Origin of the sequence: Pseudomonas ekonensis (genome assembly GCF_019145435.1) — a bacterium.
Taxonomy (GTDB): Bacteria; Pseudomonadota; Gammaproteobacteria; order Pseudomonadales; family Pseudomonadaceae; genus Aquipseudomonas; species Aquipseudomonas ekonensis.
In genome coordinates, this window is the sequence record NZ_JAHSTS010000001.1 from 2,417,959 (window position 1) to 2,438,156 (window position 20,198).

Sequence of the window (20,198 nt, forward strand, 5' to 3'; positions counted from 1 at the left end):
CTCCTCAATGCATCAGCGCGCCGATCATGCGCACGGGGCGCCTGCGCGGGAAAACCTGTTCCAGCCAGACCGCAAAGGCCGGCAGCACGGTCATGGCCATGACCATGTTGACGATGAACATGAACGCCAGCAGCTTGCCCATGTCGGCCTGGAACTTGAGGTCGGAGAACGCCCAGGTGGCGACGCCGATGGCCAGGGTGATGGCGGTGAAGATGGTGGCCATGCCGACCTCAAGCAACGCATGCTCGACGGCCTTGGTGATCGGCTGGCCATAGGCCTGGTGCCGTTGCAGGCGGTTGTAGATGTAGAACGCGTAATCGACGCCGATGCCCACCGCCAGCACCATCACCGGCAAGGTGGCGATGGTCAGGCCGATCTGCAGTTCCTTCATGAACCAGTAGCCGATGAAGGTGCCGATGGTCAGCGGCAGGCAGCAGACCAGCACCGCCCGCCAGTCGCGGTAGACGACGAACACCAGCAAGGCGATGGCGGCGTAGACGTACAGCAGCATCGGCGTCTCGCTCTTCTCCACCTCTTCGTTGATGGCGGCCAGGACGCCGGCGTTGCCGGAGGCGAGGCGCACCGTGACGTCGGGCGACGGGTTTTCGCTGCGCAAGGCCTTGGCCGCGTCCACCACCCGGTTGATCGTGGTGGCCTTGTGATCGGCCAGATACAGGTGCACCGCCGACATGCTGCAATCGGAGCGCATCAACCCCGGCGTGCGCGCGACCTCGGTGGCCAGCGCAGCGTAGTTCACCGGGTCGATGGGCACCGCGCCCATCTTCGGGTTGCCTTCGTTGTAGCCCTCGTTGAACTGGCGCATGGTCGAGGAGAACGACGCGACGGACAAAACCCCGGGCACACCCTGCATGGCCCAGACGAAGCGGTCCTGGTACTGCCCCACCGCGACGTTCTCGCAGGCGGCCCGGCTGTCTTCGCCGGTGCTGTCGCGGTTGGCCTCGAACACCACGCTGAGCCAGTCCAGGCCGATGTCGTAGTTGCTGGCGATGGACACGGCGTCGCGGTTGAAGCGCGAGTCTTCGCGCAACTCCGGAGCGCCGGCCTGCAAGGTGCCGACGACCCGGTCATGGCTTTGCCAGATCGCCACCAGAAAAACCGCCAAGGCCACGCCCAGCACCCACTGGGCGTAGCGCCGTTCGGCGAGCCGGCTCAGGCCGTGCAGCCAGCGGGTGCGGCGCTGGCGGGAGACTTCCTGCGCGGCGGCGTACTTGTCGTCCACCTTGAGCAAGGACGCCACCAACGGCAGCATCACCAGGTTGGTGACGATCTTGTAGGCCACGCCGAGCGAGGCCGTGATCGCCAGTTCCCGCACCATGGGAATCGGGATCAGCAGCAACGTCACGAAAGACACCAGCGCCGTCACCAGCGCCAAAGTGCCGGGCACGAGCAGGCCGGTGAAGCTTGAGCGCGCCGCCTGCTCGGCGCTCTTGCCGACGGCGATCTCGCGCACGATGAAGTTGATCTGCTGCACGCCGTGGGAGACCCCGATGGCGAAGACCAGAAACGGCACCAGCACCGCCAGCGGATCGAGGCCGTAGCCCAACAGGCGCAGGCTGCCGAACTGCCACACCAGCGACGCCAGGGAACACACCAGGGCCAGCAAGGTGAAGCGCAGCGAGTGGCAGTACCAATAGACCGCGGCGGTGGTCAGCAGCAACGCCAGCAGGCAGAACTCCAGCACGGCTGACGCGCCGTCGGCGATGTCGCCGATCTGCTTGGCGAAGCCGATCATCTGGATCTCGAAATCGCCGTCCTCGAAGCGCTGGCGGACTTCCTTCTCCAGCGCATGGTTGAACGCGACGTAGTCCAAGCGGGCGCCGTTGGCGTCGAACTCATTGAGCTCCGCGGTGATCATCGCGCTGCTCTGATCCCGCGAGACCAGGGTGCCGATGAAACCACCCTGGGCGCTGGAGTTGGCGATGGTCGCGATGATCTCATCGTCCAGGCGTTCGGGCGTCACCGTCCCCGGCACCAACGGGTCGGCCCGGAAGCCCTCTTCGGTGATCTCGTTGACGAAGGCATTGGGCGTCCACAGCGAACGCACGCTGCTGCGGGATACGCCGGGCAGGAAGGTGACCGCCTGGGTGACGTCGTAGAGCCGCTTGAGGCCTGGCGCGCTCCAGATCGCGCCGTTGCGGGCCTTGACCACGAGGGTCAGGCGGTTCGCGCCCATCAGGTCGTTGCGGTAGGCCTCGAAGGTCTTGATGTACTCGTGGCCGATGGGCAGTTGCTTTTCGAAGCCGGCATCCATGCGCAGCTGCACGGCGAACCACGCCATGATCAGGGTGAAGACGGCCAGGCTCGCCAGCACCAGCCGACGATGCCCGAACAGGACGCCCTCGACGCACGGCAGCAGGCCGCGCGTCCTTGCTTCAGTCAATTTCACAGAACCGTTCACGGCAGGCCTCACAGTGTGCGGGAGATCGAGATGCCGACGTAATCTCGGTCACGGTAGAGCTGGTCGTAAGGCGTGTCGCCGCCCATGAACTTCGCGTAGTTGAGGTTCACCTGCCAACTGGCCGGGTTGCGCACGAAATTGAGGTACAGGTTCATGCTGCTGGCGTCTTCCGTGAAGGTGGCGGTGAGGTTCGGCGTGCGTCCCCCCAGCGAGCGCGAGTAGAAGACCCCCGGCGTGACTTGCCAGCCCGGCAGCAACGTACCGTCGTAGGTCAGGCTCATGTCCAGGTTGATGCCCGAGGACGTCTTGTCGCCATGGGCCTTGGGCGGGATCGCCGGGTTCAGCTGCCAGGTGTTCAGGCCGGCCGCGAGCGGCTCGCCGTTGACCTCGTCATGCAGCCCCGGGTACTTGATGACCACCAATTCCGACAGCAAGGTGCCGGTGCTGGCCCCGGTGAAGTCCAGCAGCGCCGGCGAGTTGGACGGCGTGAAGCTGTACAGGCCGGTCAGGTGCCACTGGAATTTCTTTTCGTCCTTCCAGCATTTGCCGCCGTTGTTCGCGCACAGGTCGACGACCGGATTGAGCATCACCGCATCCTTGGGCCGGTACGAAAGCTCCGTGCCGACCGCCCAGTCGCCGATCGGCATGTTCGCGCTGACGCCGTACAGCATGCGGTCTTCCTGGTACGCCCAGGTGGGTGCTACGGCGAACGTGTTCGGATCGAGCGCCGCCACGCTCAAAGTCGGCAACTTGTCGTGGTAGCGCATCACGTACAGGCCGTAGTTGACGTTGCTGTCCTCCGGTTGCCAGCGCAGCGAAAGGCCCCACTGACCGCTGTCCCGAGCCTTTTTTCCGGAGAAGCCGTAATCGCCCATGCCCTTGCCCGGGCCATTGCTCGTGGACCAGTAACTGCCCACCGGCGGCAATTCGCTCTTGTTCCAGCCGAACTGGTAGTAGGTCTCGATGTTGAGCCCCGAGCCCAGGCCGGAGGCGACGCTGAGCATCGGCGCCGGCAGCACGGCTTCCTTGAGCTGGACGCCGGGGCGCGCCAGCGCCTGGTAGTCGTAGGCGTTGGTATTGTTGATGCCGCCGGCCACGAACAGGCTTTCGCCCCAGTTGATCACCTGGTTGCCCAAGCGCGCCCGGACGCGCTGTTCGCCCACCTCGAAGCCCTTGCTCACCCACAGGTCGAGCAGTCGGGCCTTGAACGCAAGGTCGTCATGGGCGGAGTCGCTGAGACCGTCGCCGCCGACGCTCGCGGGGGTGTTGAAGGACTGGGTGCCGGTGGTGTCGGTGGCGGCGAAGTCGCGGATCCAGCTGCCCCGCACCATGAAGCTGACGTCGTCGGGCATCTTCAGCAGCAGCTCATGCGTGCCTTTGAGGTAGTGGGTGAACAGATCGCCGCGGTCGTAGTTCAGGTCGCCTTGATCGGCGACGCCCGAGCTCTGCGCCAGGCAGCCGGAGGGCGCGTCGTGCCCGGTGACGCCCTGGTTGATCAGGTTGCAGGCTCGCGACTCCGTGCGCAGGCCCATGCCTGCGGTGATCGTGGAGTCGAAGGAGCCGCGGACGGTTTCGGTTTCAAACGTGAAACCCATTGCAAATGGGGTGGCGCACGCGATGACAAGGCCTGAAGCTTTCGTAATTGTTTTTTTCATGCTGGCTCTCGATCTGACGACGTTCGTTAGCGTTCGCTGATGGCTCGCAGGTTATCGGAGGTGAAAAAGTCCCTTTTCAGGCGCGGGCTGGCGTTGTCCTCGGTGAGCCAGCGGATGTCGGTCTTGCCCGCGCCGACCGTGGTCATGTCGAAGAGGTAGCGGCCGTCCACCAGGTTGTACTGGATTTGGGCTTCCACATCGCACGTGCCGGTTTCGTACACGGGCGTTGAGAGCCCCTCGCGCACTTTCCAGATCTGCCCTTGCTTGTCGAAGTCGACGGCCATCACCGCGTTCCAGCTGTCCTCGTCGATGTAGAACAGGCGCTTCGGCGCCTGGTGGCGCATGCCCTGGCGGACGTTGGCTTCGACGACCCACACCCGGTGCAGCTCATAGCGGCGTGCCTGCGGCGCGATCGAGTCGTTGCCGGCGAAGGCTTCCACTTTGGCGGAGGTGTCGTAGGCGCCGAACATGTTGTAGGGCACCAGCAGCTCCTGCTTGCCGACCAGCTTCCAGTCGAAGCGGTCCATGGTGCCGAAGAACACGTTCGCTTCATCGACGGTGTACTGGTTGTCGAGGCCGATCTGCGGCGCGTCGTAGGAGTACGACGGCATGCGCCGCACGCGGCGTTGGCCGGGGAAGTAGTAGAAGGTGGTGGCCTGTTCGCCGGCGACGGCGGTCTGCACCGCGGCCTGGCCGGCCAGCGCCGCCGGCTCCAGGTAGTTGAAGAAGGTCGCGTTCTCCAGGCGCCCGACGGACGAGAACAGCGCACTGCCCTTCTTGCCCCACGGCGTGAAGAAGAACGTGTCCACCGACTGGCGCGACCACTCCCCGCCTTTGCGTGGCGAGATTCCGGAAACGCTGCGTGGGATTTCGACGCCGACACCGCGGTAACGCATCTTCATGTTCCACATCACCTCTGCGCCGTTCTTGGGGACAGGAAACGGAATGCCCGGAACATGGGCTTCCTCGAGGGCGAGCCCTGCGGCGTCAAGCCTGGCGAAGCCGATGTTCTGCCGGGTGTTCTGCGCGACGAAGTCCGGCGCGCCGCAGGTGCGGCGGCTCTGGTAGACATCCATGCGGTAGCCGGGAATCTTCTTGAACAGCTCGAACTGGCCGGGGGACAGCTTGGCGGCGTACTCAGCGACGTTGTTCGAGTCGATGCTGTACAGGGGCTTGTCGCCCTTGAACTTCCAGAAGTCGCCACGGACCTGCCCGTAACTCCATCCCGCGCCCTGGGGCCCCGGCTGCGTCCAGGCCGGAATGTCCCCGTTTTTACTGGCGGCGACTTCGCCGCCCAAGGGGGTCAGCTTCGTCCCCAGCATGGCGGGCTCCACGCTTTCGGCCTGGACCGAAAGCACCACCGTCGCTGCAGCGATACCCACGATCAATTGCCGGATGGCAGGGCGGGGAAACACTGCGCCTTTCGGGCGTTCAACTACGTCATTCATTGCAAGATCCTCAAAGGGCTTTAACCGGCGGCTCGACCGCCCATATGCAAGAAAAGCTGGATGTCGCAGGGGTAGATCACCTGACATGATCAGTTGATCAAGTCCGGCGATCAGAAAAAGCAAGCCATATGCCAAAATCCGGGTGGACGGATTTTTCGTAGGCGTATCAATGGGTTATGGGTTTTCCGTGGATTCGGGTGCGTCGACTGTCCGCACTGTTTTGTTAAATATGGAAACACCTGTTACGAAGATTCACTTGACCCTTCGGGGCCCCAAGGCCACTTCAGGCCCCACTCCGTGCGCACCCGGTGTTTCGCCTCGGGCTGCCCCGCCACGGGGCAGCCCGATCCCTTTTGCACCGGCGTGGCACCTTTCGGATCGGCGCTTTGCTTACGCATTTCCGCCAAGCAGAAAGCCGTGGGCGCAGCCAGGGAATCGGGCCGGGCGGCGGTATAGCGCGTTTCACATATGTTGAAAGAGATCACTCATGCGTTAGCATCCATCCCCGCAGACACTGAACCGGATTACCGACGCAAACACCGAAAAGGAGGCTGAGCCTATGGCCAGAATGGGCGCGGAACTGCGTAGACAGGATTTCATTGACGCCACCGTGAAGGTGATCGCGAAGTACGGCGCCGCCAACGCGACGACTCGCCGGATCGCCGCGCAGGCCGAGTCTCCGCTGGCGTCATTGCACTACACCTTCCACACCAAGGATGAGCTGTTCTATGCGGTGTACGAGTCGCTGATCAACACGCCGCAACAGGCCTTGGAGCAGGTTCCGGCGGGCTCCACCGCCGCCGAAGCCGTGGGGGAAATGCTGCGCCAGGCGGTCGACTGGTTCATGACCCACCCAGATCTGGCCATCGCGCAGGCCGAGCTTTTCACCTGGTCGTTGCGCAACAATCCCGCCATGGCGACCCAGATCTATGCCGATGCCGGCCGGGCGACAGAGCAGGCCATCGAAAAGGTCGTGGGCGCCGGGCTGGACAAAACCGCATCGGTCACCGTCAGCCGTTTGCTGATCAATCTGCTCGACGGGCTGCTGGTCGCTTGGTCCGCCCATAGCGACACGGAGCGTCTGAAGACGGAAACCGAAACGGCGTGTCAGGCAATGAAGCTGCTGGTGGCGACTTTCGAAAAGGTTCCAGAGGCAGCTCGAACGTCATGAGAATCCGGCGCGGGATCCTGATGTTCAGAACTTTTTAAGTATGGAATTGTGTCGGCCCCCTGCCCGCTCAACAGCGTTGTCGAGGAACAGACATAACGCCAGCGCAGAAGAGATCAGGCAACTTGAAGTCGGTGATGAAGTTATAAATCGAGTGTGCTGAAACAGTGACCACTCGAATGCTTCATATGAAATGAGACAGGCGACGCAGAAACAAAAAAGTGCAAACCTGAACATGTAAAAAGAGGGAAGCGCAAACTGCGCCCCCTAAATGAAACACATGCTGCTGACAGCCTATGCCCTGCCGATAGCGGAAGTGGTGTATCGTTCAGTGAGTCGGCAAAATCGTGCCCCATTTCCGGCAGAAGAACCAACTTCGCCCCGGGAATCGCATTAACGGTGGCAATCCCTCCGCCGGTGGCGACCATCAAATCCTTATCCCCGTGAATGACCAAGGTGCTGCACCTTATTTGCCGCAGTTTCTGGCATCCACAACGAAAGCCCCGCCGCCAGGCACTCATCAGTACCTGCGCACCGCCACGGACGACGGCGACTTTCGCAGCGTTCTCTACTACCGACTCAACATCTTGCGCTTGCGGACCACACCGTTGCGCGAGCGGCCAGAAGACATCGCTCTGATCTGCTGGAGCATCAGCCAGCGCCTGCTGGTTCAGGGCCAGCCGCCGGGGGGGGCCGACATCCCGACCGCTCTGCTCCCGCATCTGAGCCGTTATGCCTGGCCGGGAAATTTCCGGGAACTGGAAAAAGTAATCGAACGGGCGATGCTCTCCGCCCGAGAACTGCTGCACGACCACGGCCTGGACGAGCATTACCTGGCCCGCTTGCCGCCCGATCTAATCAGCTTGGCCGGCAATCAAAAATCCGTGAGAATGCCATCTGGCCATTATCGTACGGAACGCACTTATGCCACGGAAGCGAAAAGGAAGCGACGGAGGATCGATCGCCCTATTTGCCTTGATGTTCGTTGTTGCCCTTATGGCGCAGATCCCCAAATACGTGTGGATTACGCTCGGGATTATGCTTGCCATAGGCGTGTTGGCCTGGGTTGTCAGACGTTTGACGCGAAAAAAGCTATACATCCCTGAAGGAAATGACCTCCCCGCAAAGTTTGCTGGTGCCTCAAGGCGGCCAAGCTCACCGACGGTCACTGTTCAATTCAGCACAGGCCCCCAGGAGCGTGAGTTTCACAGAGCCCGCGTGGGAGCAGCAAGAGAGGGTCTGAATTTTACGATCCCGAAATCAAATACCAAATCCACGGGCGTGCGTTGGCTTGCCGAGGGTGAAGCCGTCACTGTCGCCGATCTACAGATTCCTGGTGGATTTCTTTACCTCTGTGAACGAGCCACACAGTTTGGTAATGAGGAGCCATCACTGATTGATGCCACACTTCGTGTCGCGCGCTCATCCATGAGCTTGACTGATCGGCAGATGTCCTATTGGCCTAGCTACAACTCCATCACACCTGAGGCGCGGCGCGCGTACCTGCAGTGGTTGTCGGGAGGCCGCCGTCAGCCAGCGGATGCAGGTTATGTATTCTTGTTCTTCTACGGCCTTGAGCGTCGAGCCCTGATCGATGCGCCAGTTGATCCTCAGGCAAAGGCTGAGCTTCCTGCCATCAAAGCCGAAGTTCACCGTCTTCTCGATCTTTACGGTGATAACTATTCTTTCCGCGGATACGCTACCCGCTTCCTTGCACATCTCGATGCGGGCACAGTCGAATCCCAGAGCTATTTAACCGAGCCAGATATCACCGCCGTCGATGGCTACGAACTGCCCATGACGCTTCGTATCGCGTTAGGTCAAATGGCCGTGGACAAATATCCGCTCAACGCAAGCTGGGCTCTGACTTGGGCATTGACTGAGCCCAACATCTCCAGGCGCACCCCCGTTACCCGTTGCCCGGAGCAGTTCGCAACGCTTTTCAAAAACGAGTTCGCAAAACGCTTTCCCAACGGCATTCCCTTAACCCGGAACAAGACCAAGCTAAAAACGGCTTATCGGCCAGCATCCGCTGGTCTGAGCATTCCAGCAGTATCGGTAGGCGACTTGCCGGACGTCGCTGCGACCTCAGGAACGCGAAACAAGCTTCAGGTTATCGTAGAGGACTGCAGCGCCGTGCTCGATCCTTACAGCCGGTACTTGGGACGCAACCCAGACGCCGCCAACAGCCTGGAATCAATTCTGCAACTGCCCATAGAGCTGTGGCCTGATGAAGCCAAAGCGGAACTGGAGCAATTAGAACAACGTGTAGGTGGAGAGATCATCTGCATGAGTTTCGGCGAGCTGGCAGGTCGATTCAAATCCGCTGGTGCACTTTCTCGCGACAAAGTTCTCGCCCTCGCCCGCGCGCTGGAGAGCATGCGTATCGGTCTAGAGCCGGATGTTCTTTCTGGCAGCCGCACACCCAAAGCAGAAGACACCATTGCGTTGTTCGCCGCAGATTCGGATGAAGGCACGCTTCGTTCCAACGATGCATACGGCGCCGCAGCAGTAACGCTTGATCTGGCTAGTGCAGTAGCCGCTGCAGACGGCGACACCTCACTCGAAGAAGTGAAACTCCTGTTCAGTCACATCGACTCATGGGATCACCTCTGCGGAGCGCATCGTAAACGTTTGAAAGCACACCTGCAGATTCAACTCAAGCAGCCCCCAACGCTGGCAAGTCTCAAGAAGAAGTTGGAGCCGCTCACCTCAGAAGCCAAACGAAAGATTGCCGGTTTCCTAGCCCATCTAGCTCAAGCAGATGGGGAGGTTACGCCGCAGGAAGTGAAACTTCTCGAGCGCGTCTATAAGTCCCTTTCCCTAGACCCTCAGCTTGTCTACAGCGATCTGCATAGCGCCGCAGTGCGCCCGCTCCAGACGGAGCCAGTAGCCTCGATGGACGCGGCACCGACGGTAGCAAGTGCCGAAGGGGGGGTCACTCTGGATATGGCTAAGATTGCCCGGTTGCAACAAGAGACCGCCGAAGTGTCTGCTCTTCTAGCTAATGTGTTCGGCGAGGAGTCAACGGCTGCCGACGTCCCCCAGATTGACGTCATCGACCAGGGGGAGGATAGCTCTGTTGAGCAGTTCGCGACTGTCCATGGCTTAGATGTCGAACACTCCGCGTTCTTGCGTTTGCTGGTTTCGCGCACCGAATGGAGTCGGGCCGAACTGGAGGACGTTGCCAGCGATATGGAACTGATGCTGGACGGCAGCTTGGAGCGAATCAATGATATGGCCTTCGAATTGTTCGACATTCCCGTGACCGAAGGCGATGACCCCATCGAAATCAACCCCGATATTCTGGAAGAATTAGCCCTATGAGTAAGATTCGAGCCAAGGATCGCGATGCGGTCATCCAATCGCTACGCGCAGGTGTAGTGCCACGTGTAGGCCAACATCTGATTCAGGTGGGCCGAGCTGGTGAGCTCGATTCCCTGCTCAAGGATGTGGATCGTCTGGCAGACGGCGGTTCAGCCTTCCGTGTTGTGGTTGGCGAATACGGTGCTGGTAAAACGTTCTTTCTCAATCTGGTGCGCGGTATCGCCATGGAACGCAAGCTGGTGACCATGCATGCCGACTTGAATCCGGATCGGCGTTTACATGCGTCAGGTGGCCAAGCGCGCTCCCTCTATTCTGAACTTGCAAAGAACATGGCTACCCGCACCAAACCTGATGGAGGTGCACTCCAGGGAGTGGTGGAGAAATTCATCTCCCAAGCCAAAACTGAAGCCAAGACGAAAGGTGTGGAGAGCGAAGCGATCATTCGTGAGTACTTGGCGGAACTCACCGAAATGGTCAACGGTTATGACTTCGCAGATGTGATTGCCGCTTATTGCCGCGGTTTTGAGGACGGCAACGAGCAACTCAAGGCCGATGCGATCCGCTGGCTCCGTGGTGAGTTTTCCACCAAGACCGATGCGAGGGCCGCACTAGGCGTGCGTACAATCGTTGACGATGCTTCTATATACGATCAGCTCAAATTGCTGTCGCGGTTTGTACGTTTAGCGGGTTTTGGTGGTTTGATGGTCTGCCTTGACGAGCTCGTAAACTTGTACAAGCTGGCGAATGCCCAAGCCCGGAACGCAAACTACGAACAGATTCTGCGCATCCTCAACGATTCCCTGCAGGGTTCAGCTGAGGGTCTGGGCTTTGTGCTAGGTGGAACGCCCGAGTTTTTGATGGACACTCGTCGCGGTCTCTATAGCTACCCTGCCCTGCAATCCCGACTCGCTGAAAACAGCTTTGCGAGATCCGGCTTAGTCGACTTATCAGGCCCTGTAATTCGCCTCAGCAGCCTGACACCCGAGGACTTCTATGTTCTATTGCAGAAGCTTCGAAATGTTTATGCCTGCGGCGAGCCTGAGAAATTTTTGTTGCCCGACGAGGCCATTCCCGCTTTCATGGCGCACTGTAGTCAGCGTCTTGGCGAAGCTTACTTCCGCACGCCGCGAACGACCATCACCGCTTTCATCAATCTACTCGCCGTGATTGAGCAGAATCCGGAAGCGGATTGGCGTAGCCTGTTGGGCGCCATCGAACTGACCAAAGACGATGGTGGGCAGCAAGATCTTGAGGTCGAGACCGATGATGAACTTGCCACCTTCAAGCTCTGATTCTTCGTCTTTTGAACTTCTCCATCCCGAGATTCAGCAGTGGATCTGGACGCAGGGATGGACGTCATTGCGCGATGCTCAGGAGTGGGCAGCTCCTGCCTTGGTGGATGCAGATCGCGATGTAATCATCGCAGCATCCACTGCGGCGGGTAAAACGGAGGCAGCGTTTCTGCCCATCCTGACAAACCTGCTGAACGACACAGACAGTGCTGGTGCTGTTCTTTACATCAGCCCACTCAAGGCATTGATCAATGATCAGTGGGACAGACTAAGCCGCCTGTGCGAACGGCTTGATGTGCCTGTGGTTGCTTGGCATGGCGATGTTTCATCGAGCAGAAAGCAACGATTTCTAAAGTCGCCAGAAGGTATTCTTCTGATAACTCCCGAATCACTCGAAGCTTTGTTCGTAAACCGCGGTTCTAGCCTTCCAGGGATCTTTCAGAACCTGCGCTATATCGTGGTAGATGAATTACATGCATTTATTGGTAGCGAGCGCGGTAAGCAGTTGCAGTCTCTGATGCAGCGGGTAGAACTCGTTGTTGCCCGTACGTTGCCTAGGGTTGGTCTTTCCGCCACGTTAGGTGAAATGTCCTTGGCGCGCATGTTCTTGAGGCCAGTTCACCCGGATGACATAACAGTTATCGAATCCAAATCTACCGGCCAAGAACTTCAAGTCCAAGTACGCGGTTACATTGAACGCCCGATACAGGATGTGGTAACCGAGCATATCAGCCAATCAGGTGTGGTCGATGTACAAGCTTCATCTGAGGAGGCGCAAGCGCGAGGCAACATTTCAGGATCGAGGACGGCAATCGCAGGTCACCTCTACAAGGTACTCAGAGGTCACAACAATCTGATCTTCCCCAACAGGAGGCAGGAGGTCGAATGGTTTGCCGACCGCCTACGTTTGCTGTGCGAGCAAGACGGCCTGCCCAACGAGTTTTGGCCGCACCATGGCAGTTTGTCCAAGGATCTGCGACAGGACGCTGAGCAGGCGCTGAAGGCGGGATACCCTCCGGCCTCTGCCGTATGCACGACCACCTTGGAGTTGGGTATCGATATTGGCAACATCAAGACAGTAGCTCAGATTGGCAGTCCACCATCAGTCGCTAGTCTGAGGCAGCGTCTCGGACGCTCTGGCCGCCGACCGGGAGAACCCGCAACACTGAGAGCATATTGCCGCGAACGACCGTTAACCGATCAATCAGACCTTTCTGACCAACTTAGAGAAGGGCTTGTCCAGACCATTGCCATGATCCGCTTACTGATCGAGGGTTGGTTTGAACCACCCCGATCGCAAGGCATGCACGCTTCAACGCTTGTCCAGCAGTGCTTGTCTACGATTGCACAGCTAGGCGGGGCTTCAGCGACGCAACTATGGAGCATCCTTATCGCCAGTGGAGCTTTTGCGAGTGTATCCAAAGCTGACCTGATAGCTTTGCTCAAATGCATGGGCGAGAAAGAACTCATTGTCCAAGACAGTTCTGGACTTCTGCTCCCGGGAGAGCTCGGTGAGCGGCTGGTTAACCATTACGAATTCTATACGGCGTTCACGAGCGATGAGGAGTTTCGTTTACTCCGGGATGGCAAACAGCTCGGGTCATTACCGATCAGCAAGCCATTGACCAAGGGGCAACGCATCATTTTCGGAGGCCGTCGTTGGGAGGTTCAGGATGTCGACCTTGAGGCAAAAGTGATCGTAGTCACTGCGGCGCATGGTGGTGAACCTCCACAATTCGAAGGGTTGAGTGCACAGGTACATGATCGCGTCCGACAAGAGATGCGAAGCGTACTGATGGAAACGATCCCCTGTCCTTTCCTGGACAATCAAGCTCAAAAACTGCTTGAGGAAGCACGAGCCAATTTCCATGCGATGGGCCTGTATGCCAAGTCCATCGTCGGTTCATCCAATGCTAGCCACCTGCTTACTTGGCGAGGGGACTACACGAATGATGCTTTGGCATTGCTGCTCAAGCATAAGGGCATTCAGTGTGAGAGTACTGGACTCAGTTTAGAGGTGGCGTTTGACGAAAACGATACGCGGCGAGCATTGCGTGTTGTAGGCGAAATGGACATCTCAGATATAGAGCCCATTCTGGCTGACGTCGAAAATTTGATAAGGGAAAAATGGGACTGGGCTTTGCCCCCTTCACTCCTCATGCGATCGTTTGCTTCAAGTCAACTTGATTTGCGTGGAGCCATCGAAACGGCTCGAATGCTCAGTGACTAATCTTGACGGCTGTAACTTGACAGCCTCTTGTTCAAAGGCGCTCGCGCCGATCGGGTCACAGCATTCAGCCAGCCGTGGCACATCGCGCATATTAATCTGCACCGGACAATGGGCGCAGTGACCCTAGTTGCAATCTAATCTAGTCCTTGTGTCATTCACTGGCATGCACCCGCGTGCGGTTGCGCCCTTCGTGCTTGGCCCGGTACAGGGCCTGGTCGGCCAGGCTGACCCAATGCTCCAGCGAAGCCTCGCCGTCGAGTTGCACCATGCCGATGCTGACGGTCGACGCCAGCTCGCCGCCGGGCACCGGCAACCGATGCTGGCTCCAGGTTTCGCGCAGGCGCTCCAGCAAGGCCAGGGCCTGTTCACGGTCGGTCTGCGGCAGCAGCAGCACGAATTCCTCGCCGCCATAGCGGGCAAACAGGTCCGTACGGCGGACATGGCTTTCGCACACGGCGCTGAAAGCCTTGAGCGCCTGGTCGCCCACCAGGTGGCCATGGGTGTCGTTGACGCGTTTGAAGTGGTCGATGTCGAACATCGCCAGGCACGCCGGACGGCCCTGCAGGCGGACTTGGGCCAGCTCAAGCTGAGCTTGCTCGATGAAGGCGCGGCGGTTGAGGACGCCGGTCAAGGCGTCCCGCGCGGCGGTCTGGCGCAGTTCCTGTTCCAGGGATTTGCGACCGCTGACGTCGCGGATCTCCGCCACCTGGGTGCCATCGTCGAGGGCCGCGAGCGTCAGCTCCGCAGCGAACCGGCTGCCGTCGCAGCGCACCGCCACCCGGTCCAGCGCCACACCGTCGCAGCGGCCCAGCTGTTTCTGCAAATCTTCGTCGGTTTCGAACAGGTCTTCCAGCGGACGCTCGTACAAAAATTCCCGCGGGCAGCCGAACAGGTGCTTGAGCACCGGGTTGGCATCGACGATCCGGCCGTCGCGCACGATCACCACCGCGGCGCTGGTGATGTTCATCAGGCGTTCGAAGCGCGCCGCACTGCTCTGGGCCGCCAGCAGGAAGCGGCGCAGGCTGAGCAGGGTCAGGCCGAACAGGCACAGGATCCACAACGGATAACCGACGTTGTAGGCGAGCATTTCGGCGGCGGGCTCGACGTCTTGCCGGCCCTGGCTCTGCGACAGGCCCTCGAACAGACCGAGAACCCCGCTGCCGGCGGCGCTCAAGGCCAGCAAGCCGAACATCAGCGCGGCGAAGAGCCGCGCGCTGTGCAACCGACGGTCGCCCGGCAGCCGCAGCAGCGCATGGCAGGCCATCCCACGGACAAAGGCGCTGAGGAACGCATACAAGGCCACGACGTCACCGGCCTCCAGCGGCTGCACCAGCCAGTGCCACAGCCACCAGGGCGCTGCGGCCAGGAAGGTCACCGGTATCAGCCACCAGGGCGTGGGCCGGCCGAGGAAACGGAACACGCCGATGACCAGCACCGTTTCCCCCGCGGTCAGCAAGCTGTGGCAGAGCACGTTGTAGGGCAACGAGGCCGTATAGGCGGTGCCTTGCGCCAGGTACTGGCCCACCGTCACCAGCAGGACGCCGCATGTCCACAGGCCAGGCCCTGGATGGGGCCGCGAGTAGTACCACAGCGCCAGGCAAATGATGGCGCTGGCGATCAGAATGTTGGTACCGATCAGGTGGGGTGACAGCAACAAGGCATTCATGGCGGCGGGAGTCTGCAAACCGAAGGGGTCGATCACCGTGACAGGAGCGCCCGGCGATGCCTACGAGTTTTCTGCCGGGCCCGTCCGAACTTTAGGCTTCCTGCGAAAAATCCGCCCGTCGGGCTACAGGGTTTGCCTGCCGCCGCCCAAAGAATGCGCTTGACCTTAAAGGCAGCTTTAATCTTAGGGTGCACACCACCCCGACCCGGTACCCTCAATCTTCATAGGAAACACCATGCAAACCGTCCTGGGAGCAACCGGCCAGATTGCCATGGAGCTGGCCCGCGAACTGCACCGAACCCATACGCAAGACATCCGGCTCGTCAGCCGCAAGCCCCTCAAGGTCAATGACTCCGACACCTTGGCGCCGGCCGACCTTCTGGATGCCGAACAAGCGGCCAAAGCGGTGAAGGGCAGCAGCATCGTCTACTTCACCGCCGGCCTGCCGCCGGACACGCAAGTGTGGGAAACACAGTTCCCCGTGATGCTGCAAAACGCACTCGACGCGACCCGTGCGGCCGGTGCGAAGTTCGTGTACTTCGACAACACCTACATGTACCCGCAGGATGCGCGCGTGCTGACCGAAGACGCTCCGTTCGAGCCGTTCGGCCGCAAAGGCCGGGTGCGCGCGCAGATGGCGTCCATGGTCCTTCGGGAAATGCAGCGAGGCGACATCCCCGTCGTCATCGGCCGCGCCCCGGAGTTCTATGGGCCGGGCAAGACCCAGAGCTTCACCAACGCCCTGATCCTCGACAACCTCAAGGCCGGCAAGACGCCCCGCGTGCCCGTGCGGGACGATACCCGGCGCACGCTGATCTGGACGCCGGACGCCAGCCGTGCCCTGGCCGCGCTGGGGAACACGCCGGACACCTACGGCCAGACCTGGCACCTGCCCTGCGACGACGACCGCCTGACCTACAAGCAATTCGTGGCGCTGGCGTCCGGCATCGTCGGCAGGGAACCGACCTACAAAGTGCTCGGCAAATGGACGCTGACCGCCGTCGGCCTGATCGCCAAGCCAGTGCGCGAACTGCGCGAGCTGCTGCCGCGGTACGAACACGACAACCTGTTCGATTCCTCGAAGTTCAAGCGGCGTTTCCCGGAGTTCAGGGTCACGACCTACCGTGAGGGGCTGAGTCAGGTGCTTGCAGGTTCGGGGCGCCGCTAGACGCCGCGCCCCGCTCTGAGCGGGTTGGCGGGTGCCCCGACACCGGGGCACCCGCGCTTGACCCTCCCTCAAAACACACCGCAACGCCCCGCCTCATCTCCTCCTTGCAAAACCCCGGCGACCGTCTAGTTTTGTGTTAGTTCCCACTAAATAACATCAAAACACCATCACCCAGCCAGGAGGCGCCCTCCCCCAGAAAACCATCAGCACACTGCCTTTAGTCACTGAAACGGATCTCAGTCAAAACGAATCAAGAGGGATGCTTGATGAAGCGCAGTCTTTTGCACCGTGTGCGTTCGGCACGCGGGCCTGCTGATCATTTCTGGGTGTCGTTGTTTTGCTTCTCCGGTCTTGTGATCGCCAGCTTCCTGTTGTTCGAGCAGCAGATCCACGACGTCGTCGCCCAACTCGACCTGTACCTGCCCCGCACACCCGCCCAGCACATCAACCTGGCGCTGCTGCTGATCGCACTGCTGGCCCTGGACGTGGTGCTGCCGGTGCCGTCGAGCATGGTGGCGCTGTTGGCGGTGGCCGCGCTGGGCGGTATCGGCGGGTATCTGGTGATCTTCATCGGCCTGTGCCTGGGGGCCTGGCTGGGATATGCGTTGGGCGCCGGGTATTTCCGGGTGCTGTCGGGCCGTCTCGGGTTGCATCAGCGCAAGCCGGGGCAACTGGCCTACCGGTTGGGCACGCTGTCGTTGATCTGCCTGCGCGGCGTGCCGGTGCTGGCGGAAACCTCGGTGGTGGCCGCCGGCATGCAGCGCTATCCGCTGCGCGCGTTCGTGCTGGTGACCACCCTGGCCAATGCCGGCCTGGCGCTGGCCTACAGCGCCATCGGCACCCTGCTCGTCGAACAGAACGCGCTGCTGGTGACCCTCCTCGCCAGCATGGTGCTGCCGGGGCTGTTCCTCGCCGGGCACAGCCTGTTCAAGAGCCTGCGCAGGCCAGCGCTGGAGCGTCCGCTGCAAGGCCGCTTCGACGTGAGCTACGACTACCCGGTGCTGTTCACCGATCATCTGTTCGACCCGCTCAACCCCTGTCTGCACCAACAGCTCAGCGCCGGGCAACGGGAACCGGTGACGGTGCTGGCGTTCGCCGACGAACAGCTGCTGAAATCCTCCCCGCAGCTGTCGGGACAGATCGAAGCCTGGTTCGCCGCCCACGCCGGCGACCTGCGCCTGAAGGCGCCGCCCATCGCCGTGCCCGCCGGTGAACTGAGCAAGACGGCCGAGGTGCTGCAGCAGCTGTACGCCGACATGCTGGAACACGGGCTGGACCGGCACTGCTATGTCCTGGCCCTGGGCGGCGGCGCCGTGCTGGACTCGGTGGGCTACGCCTGCGCGACCTTCCACCGGGGCATCCGACTGATCCGCATCCCCAGCACGGTGCTGGCCCAGAACGACGCCGGCATCGGGGTGAAGAACGGCATCAACGCCTTCGGCCAGAAGAACCTGCTCGGCGCGTTCTACCCCGCCACCGCCGTGATCAACGACTTTCAGTTGCTGACCAGCCTCAGCCGCCGCGACCAGATCGCCGGACTGGCCGAAGCGGTCAAGGTGGCGCTGATCAAGGACGACGCGTTTTTCCAATGGATGGAGCAACAGGCCGACGCCCTCGCCCGTTTCGATCATCCGGCCAGCCGCTACGCCATCCGCCGCTGCGCCGAGCTGCACCTGGGGCACATCACCGGCGCCGGCGACCCCTTCGAACGCGGCAACGGCCGGCCACTGGACTACGGCCACTGGGCCGCGCACCGGCTGGAGAACCTCAGCCGTCACCGCCTGCGCCACGGCGAGGCGGTCGCGGTGGGCATGGCCCTGGACGGGCTCTACGCCAATGCCCTGGGGCTGTTGAGCGATGCCGAGACCGAACGTGTGCTGAATCTGCTGACCCGGCTCGGCTTCAACCTGTGTCCGCCGGAACTGGCGCTGAAAGATGCCCAGGGCCGTTCCCAGGTGCTGCTCGGGCTGGAGGAGTTCCGCCAGCATTTGGGCGGGCAGCTTTCCATCCCGCTGCTCAACCGCATCGGCGCATCCATCGACCTGCATGAGATCGATGACCGGCTGATGGAGCAGGCGCTGGCCCGGCTGTCCTCCCGCAGTGCGGCGGCACCCGCCTTGAACGAGGGCTGCGCGCAATGAGCCAGATGTCGGGCCTCAAGACCTGGATGACCCTCGGCCGGATCTCCAACCTGCCGACGGTGTGGACCAACACCCTGGCCGCCGCGCTGTTGGCCAGCAGTGCCGGCGCCCTGGCGCCGCCGTCGTCGTTGGTGTGGGTCCTGCTGCTGGTCACGCTCTCGCTGCTGTACCTGGCCGGCATGCTGCTGAACGACCTGCTGGATGCCGACTGGGATCGGCAGCACCACAACCCGCGGCCGATCACCCTGGGTCTGGTCAGCCGGGAACACGTGCGCCGCGCCACCGTGCTGTTGTTGGTACTGGCGGCAGCCTCGGCATTGGGCCTGAGCCGACTGACCGAGCAGCCGCACTGGCTGCTGGGCAGCGTCGTGCTGCTGGTGGGCTGCATTCTCGGCTACAACCTGCTGCACAAGAAGTACGCCCACAGCGTCTGGCTGATGGGCGCCTGCCGTTCGGCGCTGTACCTCACCGCAGCGGCCAGCCTGGCGGTGCCGCCGGAGCCCATCTGGCTGTGCGCCGTTTTGCTGGGCGTGTACATCAGCGGGCTGACCTACCTGGCCCGCCAGGAACACCGCAACCAATTGCTCAGCCGCTTGCCGCTGGCCCTGATGCTGAGCCCGCTGGCCCTGGCGGTGTACGCGGACAATCTGTGGTTCTGGCCTGTGCTGGTTTTGTGGCTCGGCTGGCTGGGATGGCACTACCGGCGGCACCTTGCCGATCCCCGACGACGGCAGGTGCGTGCCTTCATCGGTGCGGGGCTGGCGGCCCTGCCGCTGTTCGATGCCCTGGTGATGGCCGTGGCCGATCAGCCGCTGGGCAGCCTGTTCTGCGTGATGGTGTTTTTCCTGCTTCCCCACTTTCAGCGCTGGGTGAAACCGACATGAACATGGACGTCACCGTACCGCCCACGGATGCACTCGACATGCGCCGCGAATGCCTGGCCGAACGGCGCCAGGCCCTGAGCCGCCAGCTGGATCAGACCGAACTGCAATGGTGGTGCGAAGCGCAGGAGCAGCTCGCCCGATCCCCGGACGCTGACACCGCCGCGCGTTTGAGCAGCCAATGCAAACGCCATCTGCGCGAACGGGGCATGCCCGACAGCGGCTGGAGCACCCTGGAACTGGCGCGCGCCTTGTTGCTGGCCCACGTGCTCGAACACCACGGCCCCGGCGCGCAACTGCCCTTGCTGCACCAACTGTTTCGATGGGGCGACGACCACGAAAAGATCGCCCTGCTCAAAGCCCTCGACTGGCTCGACAGCCATGGCCGTTGCCTTGAACTGGCGTTGCAGGCCGGCCGCACCAGCAACAGCCAGGTGTTCGCCGCCCTCGCCCTCGACACCCCTTACCCGTCGCGGCACTACCCCGAGCGGGCCTTCCACCAACTGGTGCTGAAGGCTCTCGGCATGGGGCTCGACGCCGCACGCCTGAACGGCCTTGCGCAGCGGCACAGCGGCACCCTCAACCAGTTGGCCCTCGACCTGTTGGAAGAGCAGCTCGCCGCCGAACGCACGGTGTCCGCCGGCCTGCCCCGGGTGATCGCCTTCAGCCTGCTCGGCCCTGCGCAACGCCAGCGGCTGGAAGACCTGAACCGGCAGCACCGCTTGCCGCCGGAGTGGCGCGCCCGCCTGGCCGGCACCCCATCGAACTGAAGCCCAACCCGCCTGTGCCTTTGACGAGGAGTC

General features: G+C 61.5%; 13 protein-coding genes. 9 read left to right on the top strand and 4 right to left on the bottom strand.

What is annotated here, in order from left to right; genetic code table 11:
* Positions 1-4: 4 nt before the first annotated feature.
* From KVG96_RS10630 to KVG96_RS10640, 3 genes are read right to left on the bottom strand one after another with little or no spacing between them, the layout of a single operon-like run.
* Positions 5-2,419 carry an efflux RND transporter permease subunit gene (locus tag KVG96_RS10630; RefSeq protein ID WP_217891998.1) on the bottom strand — a complete coding sequence of 805 codons (2,415 nt, stop codon included), beginning with the start codon at positions 2,417-2,419 and terminating at the stop codon, positions 5-7.
* A gap of 8 nt (positions 2,420-2,427) precedes the next feature.
* On the bottom strand, positions 2,428-4,074 hold the full coding sequence (locus tag KVG96_RS10635; protein WP_367617478.1) for a DUF1302 domain-containing protein: 1,647 nt from the start codon (positions 4,072-4,074) through the stop codon (positions 2,428-2,430).
* Between the two features lie 26 nt (positions 4,075-4,100).
* Positions 4,101-5,522, bottom strand: a complete 1,422-nt coding sequence (locus KVG96_RS10640) for a DUF1329 domain-containing protein (RefSeq protein WP_217892000.1) — start codon at positions 5,520-5,522, stop codon at positions 4,101-4,103.
* A gap of 559 nt (positions 5,523-6,081) precedes the next feature.
* Between KVG96_RS10640 and KVG96_RS10645 the strand changes: the two genes are divergently transcribed.
* From KVG96_RS10645 to KVG96_RS10665, 5 genes are all read left to right on the top strand, one after another.
* The gene (locus KVG96_RS10645; RefSeq protein ID WP_217892001.1) at positions 6,082-6,693 is read left to right on the top strand and encodes a TetR/AcrR family transcriptional regulator; all 612 of its coding nucleotides are present in this window, start codon (positions 6,082-6,084) and stop codon (positions 6,691-6,693) included.
* 344 nt (positions 6,694-7,037) lie between these two features.
* On the top strand, positions 7,038-7,796 hold the full coding sequence (locus KVG96_RS27500; RefSeq protein WP_225927400.1) for an AAA-type ATPase lid domain-containing protein: 759 nt from the start codon (positions 7,038-7,040) through the stop codon (positions 7,794-7,796).
* A gap of 112 nt (positions 7,797-7,908) precedes the next feature.
* Complete coding sequence (locus KVG96_RS10655; RefSeq protein ID WP_367617479.1) at positions 7,909-10,017, top strand: tellurite resistance TerB family protein; 2,109 nt, start codon at positions 7,909-7,911, stop codon at positions 10,015-10,017.
* The gene (locus tag KVG96_RS10660) at positions 10,014-11,309 is read left to right on the top strand and encodes an ATP-binding protein (RefSeq protein WP_217892004.1); all 1,296 of its coding nucleotides are present in this window, start codon (positions 10,014-10,016) and stop codon (positions 11,307-11,309) included. Before KVG96_RS10655 ends, KVG96_RS10660 begins: the two co-directional genes overlap by 4 nt.
* 43 nt (positions 11,310-11,352) lie before the next feature.
* Entirely contained in the window at positions 11,353-13,539 is a 2,187-nt protein-coding gene (locus tag KVG96_RS10665; RefSeq protein ID WP_367617486.1) for a DEAD/DEAH box helicase, read from the top strand.
* Positions 13,540-13,690: 151 nt separating this feature from the next.
* On the opposite strand, the gene KVG96_RS10670 is transcribed toward KVG96_RS10665, so the two are convergent.
* Positions 13,691-15,205, bottom strand: a complete 1,515-nt coding sequence (locus KVG96_RS10670; RefSeq protein ID WP_217892006.1) for a sensor domain-containing diguanylate cyclase — start codon at positions 15,203-15,205, stop codon at positions 13,691-13,693.
* A gap of 235 nt (positions 15,206-15,440) precedes the next feature.
* Between KVG96_RS10670 and KVG96_RS10675 the strand changes: the two genes are divergently transcribed.
* From KVG96_RS10675 to KVG96_RS10690, 4 genes are all read left to right on the top strand, one after another.
* Positions 15,441-16,373, top strand: a complete 933-nt coding sequence (locus KVG96_RS10675; RefSeq protein WP_217892007.1) for an NAD-dependent epimerase/dehydratase family protein — start codon at positions 15,441-15,443, stop codon at positions 16,371-16,373.
* A gap of 266 nt (positions 16,374-16,639) precedes the next feature.
* Complete coding sequence (locus KVG96_RS10680) at positions 16,640-18,514, top strand: 3-dehydroquinate synthase (RefSeq protein ID WP_217892008.1); 1,875 nt, start codon at positions 16,640-16,642, stop codon at positions 18,512-18,514.
* On the top strand, positions 18,511-19,398 hold the full coding sequence (locus tag KVG96_RS10685; RefSeq protein WP_217892009.1) for a UbiA family prenyltransferase: 888 nt from the start codon (positions 18,511-18,513) through the stop codon (positions 19,396-19,398). Before KVG96_RS10680 ends, KVG96_RS10685 begins: the two co-directional genes overlap by 4 nt.
* Entirely contained in the window at positions 19,395-20,165 is a 771-nt protein-coding gene (locus tag KVG96_RS10690; protein WP_217892010.1) for an EboA domain-containing protein, read from the top strand. Before KVG96_RS10685 ends, KVG96_RS10690 begins: the two co-directional genes overlap by 4 nt.
* Positions 20,166-20,198 lie beyond the last annotated feature (33 nt).

Excerpts from the sequence above, each read along its gene's own strand:
- KVG96_RS10680 (WP_217892008.1), top strand. The coding sequence starts at position 16,640 with ATGAAGCGCAGTCTTTTGCACCGTGTGCGTTCGGCACGCGGGCCTGCT.
- KVG96_RS10635 (WP_367617478.1), bottom strand. The coding sequence starts at position 4,074 with ATGAAAAAAACAATTACGAAAGCTTCAGGCCTTGTCATCGCGTGCGCC.
- KVG96_RS10645 (WP_217892001.1), top strand. The coding sequence starts at position 6,082 with ATGGCCAGAATGGGCGCGGAACTGCGTAGACAGGATTTCATTGACGCC.
- KVG96_RS10685 (WP_217892009.1), top strand. The coding sequence starts at position 18,511 with ATGAGCCAGATGTCGGGCCTCAAGACCTGGATGACCCTCGGCCGGATC.
- KVG96_RS10660 (WP_217892004.1), top strand. The coding sequence starts at position 10,014 with ATGAGTAAGATTCGAGCCAAGGATCGCGATGCGGTCATCCAATCGCTA.
- KVG96_RS10640 (WP_217892000.1), bottom strand. The coding sequence starts at position 5,522 with ATGAATGACGTAGTTGAACGCCCGAAAGGCGCAGTGTTTCCCCGCCCT.
- KVG96_RS10670 (WP_217892006.1), bottom strand. The coding sequence starts at position 15,205 with ATGAATGCCTTGTTGCTGTCACCCCACCTGATCGGTACCAACATTCTG.
- KVG96_RS10690 (WP_217892010.1), top strand. The coding sequence starts at position 19,395 with ATGAACATGGACGTCACCGTACCGCCCACGGATGCACTCGACATGCGC.
- KVG96_RS10675 (WP_217892007.1), top strand. The coding sequence starts at position 15,441 with ATGCAAACCGTCCTGGGAGCAACCGGCCAGATTGCCATGGAGCTGGCC.